A 15892-nucleotide genomic window follows, 5' to 3' on the forward strand; every position below is an offset into this window, starting at 1 on the left:
CAACTTATATAAAAGAAGTAGAATAATTTCTACTTTTTAAACCACGCACAAACAATATATCTTAGATTAGCATTAAACCACAGTATAGAATACAAGTATTACTGTAATTACAAAATATTCACATATTTAAAATATAAATCAATTACTTAACACAAATTTTCAATCCAAATGTATTTAATAATTTAAGTATAGTACCTAAGGTTGGATTAGCATTAGATTGCTCCATTTTATGTAAAGTAATAGGTGCAATCTTAGTTATTTTAGACATTTCTTCTAAAGTTAAATTTAGCTCTGTTCGTAAATATTTAGCAACCTGATGAAGAGGCCAATCTGGATTAGCTCTTATTTCATTCAACACTTTTTCACGATTTTGCATTTGTTCAATTGGTGTTAATGGTTTCAATCTTTTATCCATTTCTTAGTTTCTCTAATTGCTCACAAATTGAATTTATCCGATGTGTACTATTTTCAAGGACTTGTTGATCGATCCCAATAGAGACCATATAAGATAATAAATTTTGATATTTTGGAAGTTCTGCTATTAGGGCATTTGTTAAGATTTCTCTTTTTATACTGGTGACTTCACTAATTTGATCTATCACTGATTGCCATAATGGTGCTCCACCCTCATCATCTTTATACCATCTTGTTGATCTTGCAATTCCATCTGGATGGAGCCACATTGGAGCGAAATCGTATAAAGGACTTAATTGTATGTGTCCATTATTAAAACGTTGTATAGCAGTATTGCGGGTATGATTGTCTTTGTTGCCCAATGCGACATTTGCTAAATCTCGTTTTAAATACTCTATAACTTCAAGCTCTGGATGCGTACAGCATTCACTTAGTAATGAACAGATATGATTATGACTTAACTTAACTCCAAAACCTACTTTACCACTCAATGAAGCAATACTTTCTTGGGCAACTCTTTCAACTTTTCCATTAGTTATAATTCGATCAAACCTTGGAATAAATAATGTTCTACCATAAAAGTGAATATCATCATGAACCCTCAATCCTAAGAATCGCGCTATGTTCATATAGAGTGCCTCTTGACTTAAAATTTTATCAAGTTGCGTATTTCCACCTCTACTGAATTTCACTAACCAATGTTTTTTAGCGTCCACGTCAGAAATCGTATGATCCAAGTAAAAAAGATCATCTATTCCTTGGGTTAATAATAATTTTGGCCACTCTCCTTGGACGCCTGATGAGCCAGCAACAAATTGTCCATAAGAAGCGAGTGCCTCAATGAATTTTTCATCTCTATTAGTAACTTCGTTTAGGCTAAATCCTTGAACAATACGATCTGAAGAATTTTGTAACAACCATTCGTATGCTTCTTTAATTCTAAGATTTCCGATTGAATTTCCTGATCCCGTATTAAGAAGTAGCCAATCTACTTCTTCTTGAGCATTTTCTGAATATTCCAGCTGCCGAAGTAATTCTTTACGACCAAATCCTTGAGGTAAAAGATCCATAAGAAATGAAGGCCATGTCTTTTCTATATTATTTTTTACGTTTACAGGATATCGAAAAGAAATTGCTCTACCATCATTATAATCCATATGCTGAATCGCATATTCGAATAAATACGAAGTCCTTGTCGAAGTGTTCCAGCCATTATTTTCATGGTCGAGCGATTCTATTAAAGCACAATCAATCCATTGATTATTCTGAAATATCTGCAAAGTACAATATTTACTCATAATTATATTTTAGTATAAAACCAACCTTATTTTTAACACTAATTATTATACTTAAATATAAAACTATTTATTGGTTTTGAATTGTAATTTGCTTATTTTTAGTCAAAATCAAAAACCTGTCGTAAGCGTTTAGACGTGAAACCTGTTCAGCTATAAAATTACCAATCTTAGTATTAATCTATCTAAGAAACCTTCTATGGTGGATATTCAAAAACGTTTTTCTAAGCTGCCTACATGGCAGTGAACCTTTATCTAATGTAAAAGGCAAAGCGTGATTATTTCTAAGCTGCCTAAATGGCAGTGAACTATTGAATGAAGAGCAAATCAATATCGTGACTTTTCTAAGCTGCCTAAATGGCAGTGAACCATACCCCGCATCACGCACAACGCCGTTAATCTTTCTAAGCTGCCTAAATGGCAGTGAACTGCTACAGTCTTCTATGCTCCCTTAATATCTTTTTCTAAGCTGCCTAAATGGCAGTGAACCAACGTTTGGCGATGATCCGAGTTCATCTGTATTTCTAAGCTGCCTACATGGCAGTGAACTATTTAAAGCAGTTCTGCCCCACAACCCTAAATTTCTAAGCTGCCTACATGGCAGTGAACCAGCCCCACATGTTATATGTGACGCATCGAAATTTCTAAGCTGCCTACATGGCAGTGAACACCAAATAGCATCTCAGGACCTTTCTTAGAGTTTTCTAAGCTGCCTACATGGCAGTGAACATTCAGGTGGTACGTATAAAGAAATATAATACTTTCTAAGCTGCCTACATGGCAGTGAACGATGTTGATGTTTGGTTGATTCCCTTTTGCATTTTCTAAGCTGCCTACATGGCAGTGAACTTCGCATAATGTGCGCGCGATTATGTTACATATTTCTAAGCTGCCTACATGGCAGTGAACATTGCGGTATGGAGCCGACGTCGCTTTCATAATTTCTAAGCTGCCTACATGGCAGTGAACTTGGCGTACTTGTTGTATGACCATCGGAAGTATTTCTAAGCTGCCTACATGGCAGTGAACTCCATCCGAAATTGTTGGAGTGCTAGTTGTATTTTCTAAGCTGCCTACATGGCAGTGAACTCATTCTGCATCGGGGAAATATTGTCGTATTTTTTCTAAGCTGCCTACATGGCAGTGAACACCAGCAGGGATTTTTACGCCAATGTTCATGCTTTCTAAGCTGCCTACATGGCAGTGAACTGGTATTTATTGGGCTAAATTAATCTTTGATATTTCTAAGCTGCCTACATGGCAGTGAACGTACTTCGCTAAATGACTTAGAGGTTATTGATTTTCTAAGCTGCCTACATGGCAGTGAACTGTAATTTTAAAGCAAAAAATAAAGCTATAACAGTGATTTAACCCTTAAATCCTCTACAAGACCCAAGTTTTAAACCACTATCATAACCTATTGATTTTATTAAGCTGTTAAAGAGTTAAAAAAATATTGGGTTAAAATTCGGGTACAGATGACACCGAACTTAATCCATAAGTGCTAAAAACCTGAGTTTCAGATTTTTCCGCAGGTTGCTTTTCAATAAAAAGTTTAAATCTTCTTTCACTTTGCTGATCTGAAGTGCTCAGACTTTTCATTTCAATATAAGGCAAGTTAGTTGTGGTCACCACATTGCTATATCTTGCTAATGCTTCATCAAAACCAATATCACCACGTTTTACACGGTGACGCGCCAAACGCTGAGCATTGGTTTTCACTTGCTTACGCTTGTAAATGGCATAGCCTTTAATGTCGCTAGGTACTTCACGAATAGACGTGATGTGCACATAATCATTTAAGTCTAAGTCTTTAAAATGCAACCATTTTCGGATATCTAATCGTTTTAAATCAGCTTCAGATTCAGAAAACAAACGTAACTTTGTACCAATAAACCCTACACCTTTATCTTGATTAAAACGATATTGAGGAAATGAAAATCCTATATTGACCTTATTGTCTGCATTTTTAACTTCAACCAAAGCAAGATGTAATTGAGGATAAAGCTGTGACCATAATTCATAAGGGGAAAACTTTTCATTTTCCATTAATGTCACTTCAATGTAATAGTTCATATCCCTTCCTTAAGGTCTAATATCCGTGATATAAGCCAAGCCTTTTTTACCTAAGTAAAAAGATGAAACGCCTGCATCTTCAATTTTTTCTTCTAAATCTCTTGCTTGCTCTTTAGAAATGTTTAAATTGATGGTGAGCTTTCCACTCGCTTTGGTTAAAACAGATACGACTTCACCCTCACCTTTTTTCTTTTCTTTCAATAAATATGGATTTCCCCAAATGAGCTTTTTACTTCCTGTCGTATAACGATCCATAAAATCTTTTTTGGTAAAACCACGTTTAGAAATTCCACTTAGCCCACCACTTTTTGTTAACGCATTTGAAAGATCATATCGTTGTGACAATCTTGCAATTTGGATATACAAAGCGGAGGCATAAATACTAATCAAAGGTAATTGCTTTTTTGCAGTCAAGTAATTTGTATCTGGGAAATGATTCAATAAACAGTCTAGTACAGCTTGAATATCTTCCGTCAGATCCATTGGTTTTTCTGCACTCAAAACTTCAATACGATTACATACCGTAATTGGATCTAAAACTTCAGAGTAGGTCACAGAATATGACTCATCCAAAATAAATTTCGAAACTTCAGATAAATTAAGCCATAAAATACCCCAAAGTTCAGCTGAAAAACTCGAGCTAAAGGATGGATCATTTGCTTTAATTTCACCTGTAAATGAATTTTGATCTGTACTCCCTGAAACGTTACGGATATAAATCATTTCGTTACTATTTAAAGCCTGATCGACAATATCACTCTCTTGAAGTACTTTTTCAACTTCAGTAAAATAATAATTTTCATCTTGCCGTGCTTGATAAAGTTTACGTTGATCGCCAATCAATCGATTCAGAATACCCATGACGGTATCTTTTGAAATACTACGCTTTTTGTAATTACCGTCTTGCTTTAATGTTGTCATTGAAGCAATAAAATTACGTCCGCCTTTAGGCAAAGGTTCATTGTTAGAGCCATCTAAAAACGAGTTCCGCCAAGAAGATTCATATTCAATAATGATTTGCATAAAACACCTCATTATTGGGCTGCAAAATAAACCGCATAATCTTGTTGTGGCTCAGGATTGGCTTGGTCTGGATTGCGTTTAATACGCATCATTTTATGGCTATCGTTATAGTCCACTTCAACTGTATCTACACACATATAACCTTTCGCCTGTTTAATCACAAGTTCTTCAAGCATTGAAAGCGTTTCTTTGACTAAAATATCAATCGCGGTATTGTCGAGTAGAATACCCACTTCACCTTCATTAAAAATCGTACCCTTACGCACATAATTTTTGTGGAAAATTGCTTTTGGCTCTCTTGATGGATCAAGGCTCTTAATAAATTCCTGTGCGCGTTCAGCAATCTTCTCACCTTCACCTTCTTTGATAATCATCGACGCACGGTCAAATTTTTTATCGAGTGAGATAAACTGCAATTGCTCAATGCTAATTGAACCATAAGCAATATATTCAGTATCGCCAAAAGTGGTTTTAGAGAAGATTGAGTTTTCACCACGCTTATAAGTCTTAGAACCATCAACTTGCGTAATTTCTTCACTTGAACTTGCATTCGAAAGTTGCTCAAAATTACCGTTACCAAGTTGATCAATGAAATCAGTAATCAAAAGCGGACTGGTACGTTTACATTGACTCGATGGCACTACATAACCACGAATTAGTCCCGTAATTGAAGCGACTACATCTATTAAATTTTTGTCTTTTGCATAATGTAAATCAAAAGATTGATCACGGAACAAGTGATGACGAATACAATTCTGACTGATATATAAAGGTGTTTCTTTAAAGTCAATATCAGATGCTTCTTTACGGTATTTATAACCTGTTTCTTCTTTCACTTTACCCGATAAGTTACTAAAACCACGGAGTTTTGGTAATGTATGGTTATCCACTGTCTTACCATCATTACCTGTTAGCGATGTTGGACCATTCCAATTCACTACCCCATAACCATACGCTGTAATTTTAAAATCTACGCTTTTCACACCTGTTACTTTAGCCATGTTATTTACCCTCGCATTGTTGTTAAAATATTTAATTTATCTAAGGAAATTGAACCAATCGGTTGCTGATCGCATACCGCATAATAAATTGCTTCAGGATGTCTAACCCCTGTGCCCCCTACTTTATTTAAATCATCTTCGATGTAACTTAAGTACAAAGGAAAATCCGCATCTCTTGCATAATTTTCTAAGACCATACATCGTGATTTTTGTTTTTTCTCAGGAATGCCTTTCACTGGATGTGAAGAATCAATATTGCCATGTTTTTGAGCAATAAAATGAATCAATCCAAGTTCTTGAATAATATTTAAAGACTCCGTCAAATTATCATATTCAGTTGAATCATCTAAAGGTGGCTGATATGCATATTCATTTTGGAATACAGGTTTTGCATAGTCATTCAGGTTCAATTTCGCTAACTGAACAAAACGGCTATCTCCACGTAATGAATTTTTACTGATTTTAGATTTGCGTTCTGTCGTTTTCGGTTTTGATACTTTGGTTGGCTCTGTCACCTTATTATTCATTCGATTAATACTTTTCTTTAAAGCTTTTTGCATATCTTGAGAAACAACTGAATTCTCTTGATCTTGCTGTTCATGGAAATCTTTATAAAGTTGATAAAGCTTGGATAATTTGAAGCTTTGCTCTGCAAGCTGATTATGTAAAAAATCATACCAAGCCTTTGTCGTTTGCAAACAATTGAGTTGATTTAAGAAATATGCCAACGAACCTTTGCAACTACCATTTTTTACATGTTCAGTAATTGCAACTTTTAAAATATTCAGACTTTCACTTTCACCAAAACGATCCAATCGCCCTAAACGCTGAAGCATATTTTCAGGCGAAGTCATTTCTGTCAGCATATTTTTGGCTGTGATGTTTAATGACGCTTGGACAATTGGACCACTGCGTAAGACCTCAAACTTGTGTGTACCCTCTTTTTTAAATGCTTCATATACTTCATTAAACCAATATTTTTTATCACTGCGCTTAAACTTAGAATGAAAAAGCACGCTTTTTTCTTGATTCTTCTGATAAATAAAACCCAATTGTGCTGTTAAAGCAGTATTGGAAATCACAAAGGTTTGTCCATCATAGACTTGGTAAAATGGATTCCCTGCAATGATGGATTCATCATAGTCTATAAACTCTATTTTATAGTCACGATCATTAAATGATGGCATGGCAATGACATCATCTTGATGCAAACCTAAAACTTGCTTTAAATACGAATAGTGCGGTGTTGCAGAAACCAATAAGGTATTTTTTTCATATTTTTTACGCATGTTTTTATTGGCAATCAACTCAGCAAACAATATGTTGAAAATTTCCATGCCAATATATTCATGGTATTCATCAAACACCACATGCGCATCCATAAATGGAATTAAACTATCAACTTTGCTATGCGTCACAATTGATCCTAAGATTTGATCAATAGTGGTAACCACAACATCCCCCGATAGATATTCTGTCTCAGGTGTCGTCTTGTCCCAAGCATTGGTGAACTTAAATTCACCCGTAAAAATTTCTACCTTTGCATCAGGTAAATAGCTTTCTGTCAGTTCTTGGAAAATGCCCTGACACACTTGCACACGAGGACAAATCCAAAATATTTTTTTTGCATTTTTCAGCTTTGCCCATTCCAAAGCAATTTTTGTTTTACCACAACCTGCCGGACCTGCAAGCACAGCAATATCTCTTAAATCGCCAAGCTGTTGTGCGATTTCATTTTGTTTCTGAGTGCGTTCACTATTTGGGAATTTTGTTGATACATTGCTTAAATGTTCAGATAAATTAGAGAGCGTTTCCTGTGTCTCTAATAATTCATCTAAGCGTTGCCCAGTAATGTATTCCATTAAATCTTGTGTAGACAGTTTCGAAATCAAACGATCTGCACTAATCACACAGGCACGTAATAAGTTATGTTCTGAATTGATACGAACCTTATCACGCAATACCTCAATAGAGTCGGTATTGGTATAATGTTTAAATTCAGGAAAATATTTACTTTTGAACTGATATTCAAAGTTTTCTTTTAGTTCTTGTGCTTGATCTGTATTCCAATCAATGTGCTTTTCGATACTTTCATTGGCATGATATTTTTTTGATAAATTGTTAATTCGTTTCACCAAGTCAGATGTGTTTTTTATCAGTATTTCAAATTTATCTGCTTGGACGTTTTTGATTAAATATTCGTATGCTTTATACACCCCTGTAAAATCATCATTTTGACGATATGGCTTCGCATGATGCCAATATAAGACATGTTGTAAACATTCTTTTTGACGATTGTTTAAGCCCTTACATTGCTGTTCAAAAAAGTTAAATAATAACAGTGAAACTTCATTATGACGTGGATGCTTATCGAAGGTAAATTTAACATCAATATGCTGACCATCATCCTCAGGATCTTTCTGTTTTCCTTTTTTAACCCATTCTTGAAATAGAGGATCAAGCTTTCCTAAATCATGCAAACAGCCTGCTAAAAATGCAACTTTAGATAAATTCTCATATTCGTCGTTATCTACTACTTTTTTAAATAGTTGCTGTGCCAAATATCCAATTGCAAAACTATGTTCTGCGAGTGGTTGTAAGTGCGTGTTTGCATAAAATTCATCTTGTTTTGCTTTCATTGTCACTATATCCATAAATACATCTTTTTGTGTGCTATTCACTGGCACAATTCCATCACTATTAAACTTATTCCGATTCCCCACAACCCACAGTAACTCACTGCGTCTTCTGCCCCGAATCCAATGACAACTCACCGCAGTACTTTTGGTCACCGTTTTACGCAATAACTTTTTAACAGCAATGAGACCATCTTCGGTAATGATCGTTTGCCATGTGTTATCACCAATTCGATCTGCAAAGGCATCTAAGACTCGTCGGGTTCTAGCAATGGCTTTCTTTTCGCATTGACTGATAAAGGTCACAATCATAATGAATCCCCATCCACATCATGGTTTTTGCAAGCTTGTGCTTTGACTTGATCAAACATAAAATCCAGTGCCTTATGCTCGGTAAACTTTTGTAAAACTTGTTGCCTAAATTCCTGCTCAGACATTTTTTCTTTGGCACAGATAAAAGCATAAGGCAGCACGATGGCATCTTTAATTAAATCCGCCACATCAAACACCAACGCACCACGGCGTGTTTTGCCATGCATGACGGCAAAACCATGAGGAATACCTAATACCCAAAGCGTCGTCGCAGCCAAACCATAAGCCAAATAATTGCCGTGATTTAAAAAATCATTGGCCAAGTCACCTTGTTCAGGGTTACGACTAAAATCTTTAAGCCCTGTGCGAGTCGCGGCAATTTTATAAAGCAATTTCGTTGTGGCAGCTTCCGCTAGCAATAAATCACCAACCTTACTTTGCAACGGCACTTTTGCATGATAGCCATTGAGCGCTTGTTGAATATCTAAATCATCGATATGAAAGCTATACTCTTTTAAATCCCGATCTTTTGTCCAAATTGTGCGAATGTATTCAATTCGTGCGACTTGAAATTGTTTTGCCACGTCTAAGCGTTTGGCATCATCAAACCAAAATTGCATCCAACCTTGCATATATTCGGTTGGGCGATATTCACTTTGTGGCGTCATCCACTCAATTTCACAGCCCATAAATAACGGTGTGCCACCGCCACCTGTAAAACCAACCAACACTCCTGCACTGGCCAACATACGCATCGCGCCTTGCGTAATTGATGTACCTGTACCGAGCATAATGACCGTGGTATTGGCGATAGGGATATTCCAATACTGATTTTCGTTTTTAGCTTCAGTTAAATATAAAACACGACCGTCTTTTTGCATGACACGACAATGTTCAAGATAGTACAGATTCGCACGCTTTGAATGTAAAATTGCCTTTAAATCTGCAGGGTTTAGTTGTTCCATTTTTTTTTGTTCTTTCGTTGTTTTGATTAACTTTAATTTACAAAAAATCAAATGGACTGAATACGTTAATTTCAAACTTAACGACAACTGATGTCGTCTTTATTACCCCTTATAAATTGAATGCTTTAAGTGTTACCAGCTCATTGCACAAAGATTTTTTTAATTTAGGTTTTCCCTAAGCTATTTATATTCTTAGATTAGCTCTTGCTCAGTCAGATCAGTGCTTAAAGCTACTTAATGTTATTAACCTAATTTAACCATTAACTCTATCTACATCACTTGATGCTAGTTTTCATACAATTAGACTAGACTTTCTACTCTTTAAAATGAAATATCCCTTTTCAAAAAGTAAAATTTGCACAATTAGAGTATATGAGATGCAATATCAGCAACATACGACATTCATTTTTTTACTATATTTTTAAAATAATATTGGTGCGCTCAGCGGGACTCGAACCCACGCCACAGGCTTCGGAGACCTGTACTCTATCCAGTTGAGCTATGAGCGCATTTTAGGAAGTGCGCACATCATAACAAAAAAAACTCTAAGGTAAAGCAACTATATATCTTTCCTATTTTTAGTGCTCATGCTTTATACAGCGTTTCAACATCAAAACAGAGAATTCTGATTACAGAGCTTGGTTTATTTTTCAAGATCACTCACAATATCTCAACTTTTCACCATTCGAGATATTCATGACTGATGCATTGACCTTAAGGGATTTGTCGAAGACCTATCGAAATGGTTTTCAAGCATTAAAAGGAATCAACTTAGATGTTCCAGAAGGCGAATTTTATGCACTTCTAGGCCCTAATGGTGCAGGTAAATCAACCACTATTGGCATCATCAGCTCTCTTACAAAAAAAACTGCAGGAACTGTAGAGATTTTTGGTCATAATCTCGATACACATCCTTCACAAGCTAAACAATGCTTGGGTGTAGTCCCCCAAGAATTTAACTTTGCGCAATTTGAAAAGACTTTCGATATTTTAGTCACACAAGCAGGTTATTACGGCATTCCAAAAAAAGTTGCTGAAACTCGTGCAGAGGAGTACTTGACCAAATTAGGATTGTGGGAAAAACGTTCTACTCAAGCCCGTATGCTATCTGGGGGGATGAAACGCCGCCTTATGATTGCCCGAGCAATGATGCATGATCCGAAACTGTTAATTCTCGATGAACCGACTGCTGGTGTAGATATTGAACTACGTCGCTCGATGTGGGACTTCTTAACAGAAATGAATCAGAAAGGTACATCTATCATTCTCACAACACATTATTTAGAAGAAGCAGAAGTACTGTGTCGCAAAATTGCAATTATTGATCGTGGCGTCATTAAAGAAGACACCACCATGAAGAATTTCTTAAATCAATTAAATGAAGAATCTTTCATTTTTGACTTGGCTGAACCGATAGAACCGATTCAACTCGACATTATTGGTGTGAAATTTAATTTGGTTGATCCTGTGACCCTAGAAATTACGCTTGATAAAGCACACAGCATGAATGATCTTTTCCAACTTCTAGAATCACAAAATATTCAAGTTAAAAGTATGCGTAATAAATCAAATCGTTTAGAAGAGTTATTCGTCAAAATGGTCGAAAAGAATCTTTATGGAGCTGCGCAATGAATTTTAACCAACTCGCCGTAGCTTTATATACGATTATCCATAAGGAAATTCGTAGATTTATGCGTATTTGGCCACAAACATTATTACCGCCAGCAATCACGATGTCGCTGTATTTTGTGATTTTTGGAAATCTAGTTGGTTCAAGAATTGGGGAAATGGGTGGCTTTACCTACATGCAGTTCATTGTACCTGGTCTAATTATGATGGCTGTCATTACTAATAGTTATGCCAACGTTTCATCAAGCTTTTTTAGTTCTAAATTTCAAAAAAGTATTGAAGAACTGATCATGAGTCCAGTGCCTTTACATGCCGTACTTTGGGGTTATGTGCTTGGTGGTGTTGCTCGAGGCTTATTGGTTGCTATCATTGTGACTGCGATGAGTTTATTTTTTACTGACTTATATATTACCAACTGGTTCGTGACAATTTATACCGTACTCATTACGTCATTGCTGTTTGCATTAGGTGGATTTATCAATGCGGTCTACGCAAAGTCATTTGATGATATTTCGATTATTCCCACTTTTGTTTTAACACCGTTGACCTATTTAGGTGGGGTGTTCTATGCAATTTCTGCATTAAGCCCATTTTGGCAAAATCTATCTTTAATTAACCCTGTCGTATATATGGTCAATGCATTCCGTTATGGGATTCTTGGCCATAGCGATGTAAATGTATCTATTTCTTTATTAGTAATCACAGCGTGTTGCGCCGTGCTATATGCGGTCGCTTATAACTTACTCTCCCGTGGTTCAGGAATGCGTGAATAATGAGCGTTGAACAATCTCTTTTAGGCAAAGACACCAACTATCCAACTGAATATCACCCTGAGGTGCTATTTCCAATTGCTCGCGCAGAAGCACGAGCGAAGTACGCACATGTAGACGGTATTCAACAAGGAATAGATTGGTGGCATATTTTTGAAATTTCTTGGTTGAATCTGTTAGGGATTCCTCAAGTTGCGATTGGTCGAATGCATCTTCCTGCTTCATCACCCAATCTCATTGAGTCAAAATCTCTTAAGCTATATTTCAATAGTCTGAATTTTGCTAAATTTGAATCTCAAAATCAGTTTATTGAGACAGTCGAGCGTGATCTTTCTAAAGCTGCTAATGCAGAAGTCAGACTTGAATTATTCGATGTTGATCAGTTGAATATTGCCCAGCCTGAAGGAATATGCATCGACCATTATGAGCCTGAACGTCTTGAAAACCACCCTGATGCGAGCTTACTCAAACTCGATGCAGCGTCTTCCGAAGAAATCGTTGAAATTCAATTATATTCGCATTTATTAAGAAGTAACTGCCCCGTCACAGGACAGCCTGATTGGGGCACAGTTTTTTTAAGATATCGTGGCAAAAAACCTTGTTATCGTTCAATTTTAGCTTATATTATCTCCTATCGTCAGCATAATGGCTTTCACGAACAATGCGTTGAACAAATCTACGCAGACATTTGGGAAAACTTTAATCCTGAAAAGTTGATGGTATATGCGACTTATACACGCCGTGGTGGTTTAGACATTAACCCTTGTCGTGTATCGGACTTTGCATGGATGCCAAGCCCAATTCGATTGGCGCGACAATAAATTGAAGAATAGTTGAGGTTATACGATGTCATATTTTGGTTTTATTCCATCTGAATCTTTGTTAAAGAATATTCAAACTGGAATTGAGAAAAAAAATTCAAACGAACCACTTTACCCTTTGCGTGATCAAACTGCACTCGCTATTAATGATGAAATTATCGATGCAATTTTAGTTGAACTTGTACGTCGTTTCCCTGCAAGTGACAAACGAGAAACAGCTGAAAAACTTGCTGGCTATATTAAATCGACTGTATCGGTACTACTTAAACAGTTATTGGGTAAAGCACCAAATGACGTCGTGAGACAATCGATCGAATTCTCTGAAAAGAGTTTATTCAAAGATCCAGAGGGTAATTATCGTGTCGGTGCTCCATTACCTGCTGATCTAGTGACAAATTTAAAAAATAGCTTTGCAGAAGTACGTGCAGGCAATGATGTCAATCGTGCAGTTCTGTCTGAACAATACAAACAATTCGGTGAAGCTGCAGTTCGTCACTTTATGAATGATTTTAATAAGACCCTAGATTTGGGTATGATTAAACGTAAGGCGTCTGATATCGCTTCTTCAGCGGTCATCAAAGCAGTTCACATTGCGATTGATAAGCTCATTCCTAATTTTACTAAAGAAGAATTGTTAGCTGCAGCTGAATATCATGACACGCTATTTATTCAAGAATAAATCAGACTAATCAAAAACCTAGCTTTTGCTAGGTTTTTTTATGTTTTAAAAAAAGTTCATCAATATTGAATAAATAAAAGACATAATTCATCCATTTTTACACTTTTTATGTAGGTTTTTGTGAATCCATCACGACCTAATGTTATCTTAATAAACATTGCGATTAATCAAATGATGTTGAACTTTTAATCCTTATCAACACTTATACCTTTGCATCTACCACCGATAATAATTGGATCTGCTGCTGTTATGTTATTTGAAAATTTTAATGTTAAATTACAACGTATTGGTTTAGCACTCAGTGCGTTTATGATCACAAGTTTTGTTCAAGCCAATGACTTCGCTCAACATCCTCAATATCAAAATTTTAAATTAAAAACGATGCAGACCTATGGTTTGAGTGCTGAGCAAATTGACTGGGCCATGAATGGGTCAAAAAACCTACCAAATATTATCAATATTATGAATCGCCCAGGAGAAAGTAAGCCTTGGTACGAATATAAAAAGAATTTTTTAGCAGAAAGTACAATTCAACGTGGTGTGCGTTTTAAAAATCAGTATGCAGACACTTTAAATCGAGCAGAACAGCAGTTCGGTGTTCCCCAGTCCATCATTCTCGGTATTCTTGGCGTTGAGACAGGTTTTGGAGCAAATAAAGGTTCATTCATCACACGTGATGCCCTAGCCACTTTAGGGTTTGGATATGAACGTCGTGCACAATACTTTCAAGACGAATTAAGCGCCTTGATCGCATGGTCTTATAAGGACGGTATTCCAACGAATTCAGTCGTTGGCTCTTATGCTGGTGCTGTGGGCTATCCTCAATTTATGCCAAGTAATATTCCGAAATTTGGTGTGGATTATGACGGTAATGGTCATATCGATCTCAGAAACTCTGCTGTAGATGCAATTGGTTCTATTGCAAATTATCTTGCTCAACATGGTTGGCAACGAGATCAACCGATTGCTTTTGCCGCACGCTACCAAGGAAATAATGCGGATGCCATCATAGCCAAAGACTTAACACAACCTACCCCATATGGTGCATTAAAAGTTCAAGGCATTAGCCCACTCAATCCTATTGTTAAAATAGATGACTTAGACATGGTCAATGTGATTCAACTACAAGAAAATTATGGACCAGCTTATTACCTTACATATCCTAATTTTCAAGTCATTACGACCTATAACCGTAGTCGAATGTATGCAACTGCACTGTGGCTTTTAGGGACTGAAATCGCGAGTAGATAAATATAAATCTACTTGTTTTCGCAAAAGTCAATAAATATTTTTGTGATTAAGTTCACTATTTGCACATTTTGCATATCTTGTTACATTATTGATTAATTATTAACCAAATTTTGTGATAATTTGTCGTTTTTGTAACTAAAGTGAAAATAAAGCTAGACACTTTTGTATCAGGATGAATATCATCCACTACCGTTAAATGCAGTTGCACAAGTAAATTTACAGACCATTTAGGTTAATTATCAGCAACTTAGATAATTAACTTAGGGTTCCAAGGAGTTAAACGATGCATGCTTCGCTGAAAATGTTATCAATATTAGGTATTAGTTTGGCTTTGTCTCAAACTCATGCCGAGCTGGTTCAATCCTCTTATCTAAATAATGATGTTGACCAATCAAGTCTTGCTTCACGCGTGATTAGCAAAGACTCTACAAGTTTCAATTCGCACTTCTCGAATTTAAACAGTTTAGCAATTACTGAAAGTTCAGGTGATAAAATTCGTCGCGAAACAATCGCAGCGAAAATTCAAGTACCTGTTGAAGAGCCTTCAGTGATTGATAAACTTAATAATGTTGCTTCAAACACTGTTCGTCGTTTTAGTCAAACAGGTGTTGCTTCTTGGTACGGTCGTCAATTTCACGGTCGTAAAACTGCAAGTGGCGAAACATTTGATATGAATGCACTTACTGCAGCGCATCGTAGCCTACCGCTTAATTGCTATATTCGTGTAACGAATAAATCAAATGGTAAAAGCGTCGTTGTTAAAGTAAATGATCGCGGCCCATTTCATGGTAATCGTGTTGTAGATTTATCTTACGGTGCTGCGAAATCTCTTGGTATTACCAATGCTGGTACTGCGCGTGTAAGCATCGAACGTGTGGATGGTCCAAATTCTTAGGTTTTCATGATTCAGCGAAGCATTTAACGACAAGCCACTCATTGAGTGGCTTTATTATTTTTAATTTTTTTTGATGTGACCAATATACAAAAAAGAATCTTGATTTATCATCTTATGTCATACTG

The 15892-nt window shown here is 36.2% G+C and carries 13 protein-coding genes, 1 tRNA gene and 1 CRISPR repeat array; of the genes, 6 read left to right on the forward strand and 8 right to left on the reverse strand.

Annotation, left to right across the window (positions count from 1 at the left end):
• Positions 1-142: 142 nt before the first annotated feature.
• The 8 genes from FTV17_RS04930 to FTV17_RS04965 all read right to left on the reverse strand — a co-directional run bounded on the left by FTV17_RS04930 (position 143) and on the right by FTV17_RS04965 (position 10231).
• The gene (locus FTV17_RS04930) at positions 143-415 is read right to left on the reverse strand and encodes a helix-turn-helix transcriptional regulator (RefSeq protein WP_179998411.1); all 273 of its coding nucleotides are present in this window, start codon (positions 413-415) and stop codon (positions 143-145) included.
• A complete protein-coding gene (locus FTV17_RS04935) occupies positions 408-1712 on the reverse strand; it encodes a type II toxin-antitoxin system HipA family toxin (RefSeq protein WP_179998412.1) in 1305 nt (434 codons plus the stop codon). Before FTV17_RS04935 ends, FTV17_RS04930 begins: the two co-directional genes overlap by 8 nt.
• Positions 1713-1930: 218 nt before the next feature.
• A CRISPR array of direct repeats spans positions 1931-3038; the repeat unit is 28 nt; unit sequence TTTCTAAGCTGCCTACATGGCAGTGAAC.
• 132 nt (positions 3039-3170) lie between these two features.
• A complete protein-coding gene (gene cas6f, locus FTV17_RS04940; protein WP_179998413.1) occupies positions 3171-3785 on the reverse strand; it encodes a type I-F CRISPR-associated endoribonuclease Cas6/Csy4 in 615 nt (204 codons plus the stop codon).
• A gap of 9 nt (positions 3786-3794) precedes the next feature.
• A complete protein-coding gene (gene cas5fv, locus FTV17_RS04945; protein ID WP_179998414.1) occupies positions 3795-4808 on the reverse strand; it encodes a type I-Fv CRISPR-associated protein Cas5fv in 1014 nt (337 codons plus the stop codon).
• Between the two features lie 11 nt (positions 4809-4819).
• Complete coding sequence (cas7fv, locus tag FTV17_RS04950) at positions 4820-5809, reverse strand: type I-Fv CRISPR-associated protein Cas7fv (protein WP_179998415.1); 990 nt, start codon at positions 5807-5809, stop codon at positions 4820-4822.
• A 5-nt stretch (positions 5810-5814) separates the two neighbouring features.
• Positions 5815-8757: a CRISPR-associated endonuclease Cas3'' gene (locus tag FTV17_RS04955; RefSeq protein WP_179998416.1), complete on the reverse strand. Its 2943-nt coding sequence runs from the start codon at positions 8755-8757 to the stop codon at positions 5815-5817.
• Positions 8754-9722, reverse strand: a complete 969-nt coding sequence (cas1f, locus tag FTV17_RS04960; RefSeq protein ID WP_179998417.1) for a type I-F CRISPR-associated endonuclease Cas1f — start codon at positions 9720-9722, stop codon at positions 8754-8756. Before cas1f ends, FTV17_RS04955 begins: the two co-directional genes overlap by 4 nt.
• A 433-nt stretch (positions 9723-10155) precedes the next feature.
• Positions 10156-10231, reverse strand: a tRNA-Arg gene (locus FTV17_RS04965).
• Positions 10232-10418: 187 nt separating this feature from the next.
• On the opposite strand from FTV17_RS04965, the gene FTV17_RS04970 reads away from it, so the two are divergent.
• The 6 genes from FTV17_RS04970 to FTV17_RS04995 all read left to right on the forward strand — a co-directional run bounded on the left by FTV17_RS04970 (position 10419) and on the right by FTV17_RS04995 (position 15767).
• Entirely contained in the window at positions 10419-11354 is a 936-nt protein-coding gene (locus FTV17_RS04970) for an ABC transporter ATP-binding protein (RefSeq protein WP_179998418.1), read from the forward strand.
• Positions 11351-12124, forward strand: a complete 774-nt coding sequence (locus tag FTV17_RS04975) for an ABC transporter permease (RefSeq protein WP_179998419.1) — start codon at positions 11351-11353, stop codon at positions 12122-12124. Before FTV17_RS04970 ends, FTV17_RS04975 begins: the two co-directional genes overlap by 4 nt.
• Complete coding sequence (queF, locus tag FTV17_RS04980; protein WP_179998420.1) at positions 12124-12942, forward strand: NADPH-dependent 7-cyano-7-deazaguanine reductase QueF; 819 nt, start codon at positions 12124-12126, stop codon at positions 12940-12942. The genes FTV17_RS04975 and queF overlap by 1 nt, the downstream gene beginning before the upstream one ends.
• 25 nt (positions 12943-12967) lie before the next feature.
• A complete protein-coding gene (locus FTV17_RS04985) occupies positions 12968-13621 on the forward strand; it encodes a hypothetical protein (protein ID WP_035265692.1) in 654 nt (217 codons plus the stop codon).
• Positions 13622-13930: 309 nt separating this feature from the next.
• The gene (mltB, locus tag FTV17_RS04990; protein WP_373687187.1) at positions 13931-14872 is read left to right on the forward strand and encodes a lytic murein transglycosylase B; all 942 of its coding nucleotides are present in this window, start codon (positions 13931-13933) and stop codon (positions 14870-14872) included.
• Positions 14873-15155: 283 nt separating this feature from the next.
• Complete coding sequence (locus FTV17_RS04995; protein ID WP_035265690.1) at positions 15156-15767, forward strand: septal ring lytic transglycosylase RlpA family protein; 612 nt, start codon at positions 15156-15158, stop codon at positions 15765-15767.
• The last annotated feature ends 125 nt before the right edge of the window (positions 15768-15892 follow it).

Origin of the sequence: Acinetobacter sp. YH12239, from assembly GCF_013417635.1 — a bacterium.
Lineage (GTDB): Bacteria > Pseudomonadota > Gammaproteobacteria > Pseudomonadales > Moraxellaceae > Acinetobacter.

Coding starts and splice junctions, on each gene's coding strand:
- FTV17_RS04930 (WP_179998411.1), bottom strand. CDS start 415: ATGGATAAAAGATTGAAACCATTAACACCAATTGAACAAATGCAAAAT.
- FTV17_RS04935 (WP_179998412.1), bottom strand. CDS start 1,712: ATGAGTAAATATTGTACTTTGCAGATATTTCAGAATAATCAATGGATT.
- cas6f (WP_179998413.1), bottom strand. CDS start 3,785: ATGAACTATTACATTGAAGTGACATTAATGGAAAATGAAAAGTTTTCC.
- cas5fv (WP_179998414.1), bottom strand. CDS start 4,808: ATGCAAATCATTATTGAATATGAATCTTCTTGGCGGAACTCGTTTTTA.
- cas7fv (WP_179998415.1), bottom strand. CDS start 5,809: ATGGCTAAAGTAACAGGTGTGAAAAGCGTAGATTTTAAAATTACAGCG.
- FTV17_RS04955 (WP_179998416.1), bottom strand. CDS start 8,757: ATGATTGTGACCTTTATCAGTCAATGCGAAAAGAAAGCCATTGCTAGA.
- cas1f (WP_179998417.1), bottom strand. CDS start 9,722: ATGGAACAACTAAACCCTGCAGATTTAAAGGCAATTTTACATTCAAAG.
- FTV17_RS04970 (WP_179998418.1), top strand. CDS start 10,419: ATGACTGATGCATTGACCTTAAGGGATTTGTCGAAGACCTATCGAAAT.
- FTV17_RS04975 (WP_179998419.1), top strand. CDS start 11,351: ATGAATTTTAACCAACTCGCCGTAGCTTTATATACGATTATCCATAAG.
- queF (WP_179998420.1), top strand. CDS start 12,124: ATGAGCGTTGAACAATCTCTTTTAGGCAAAGACACCAACTATCCAACT.
- FTV17_RS04985 (WP_035265692.1), top strand. CDS start 12,968: ATGTCATATTTTGGTTTTATTCCATCTGAATCTTTGTTAAAGAATATT.
- mltB (WP_373687187.1), top strand. CDS start 13,931: ATGATCACAAGTTTTGTTCAAGCCAATGACTTCGCTCAACATCCTCAA.
- FTV17_RS04995 (WP_035265690.1), top strand. CDS start 15,156: ATGCATGCTTCGCTGAAAATGTTATCAATATTAGGTATTAGTTTGGCT.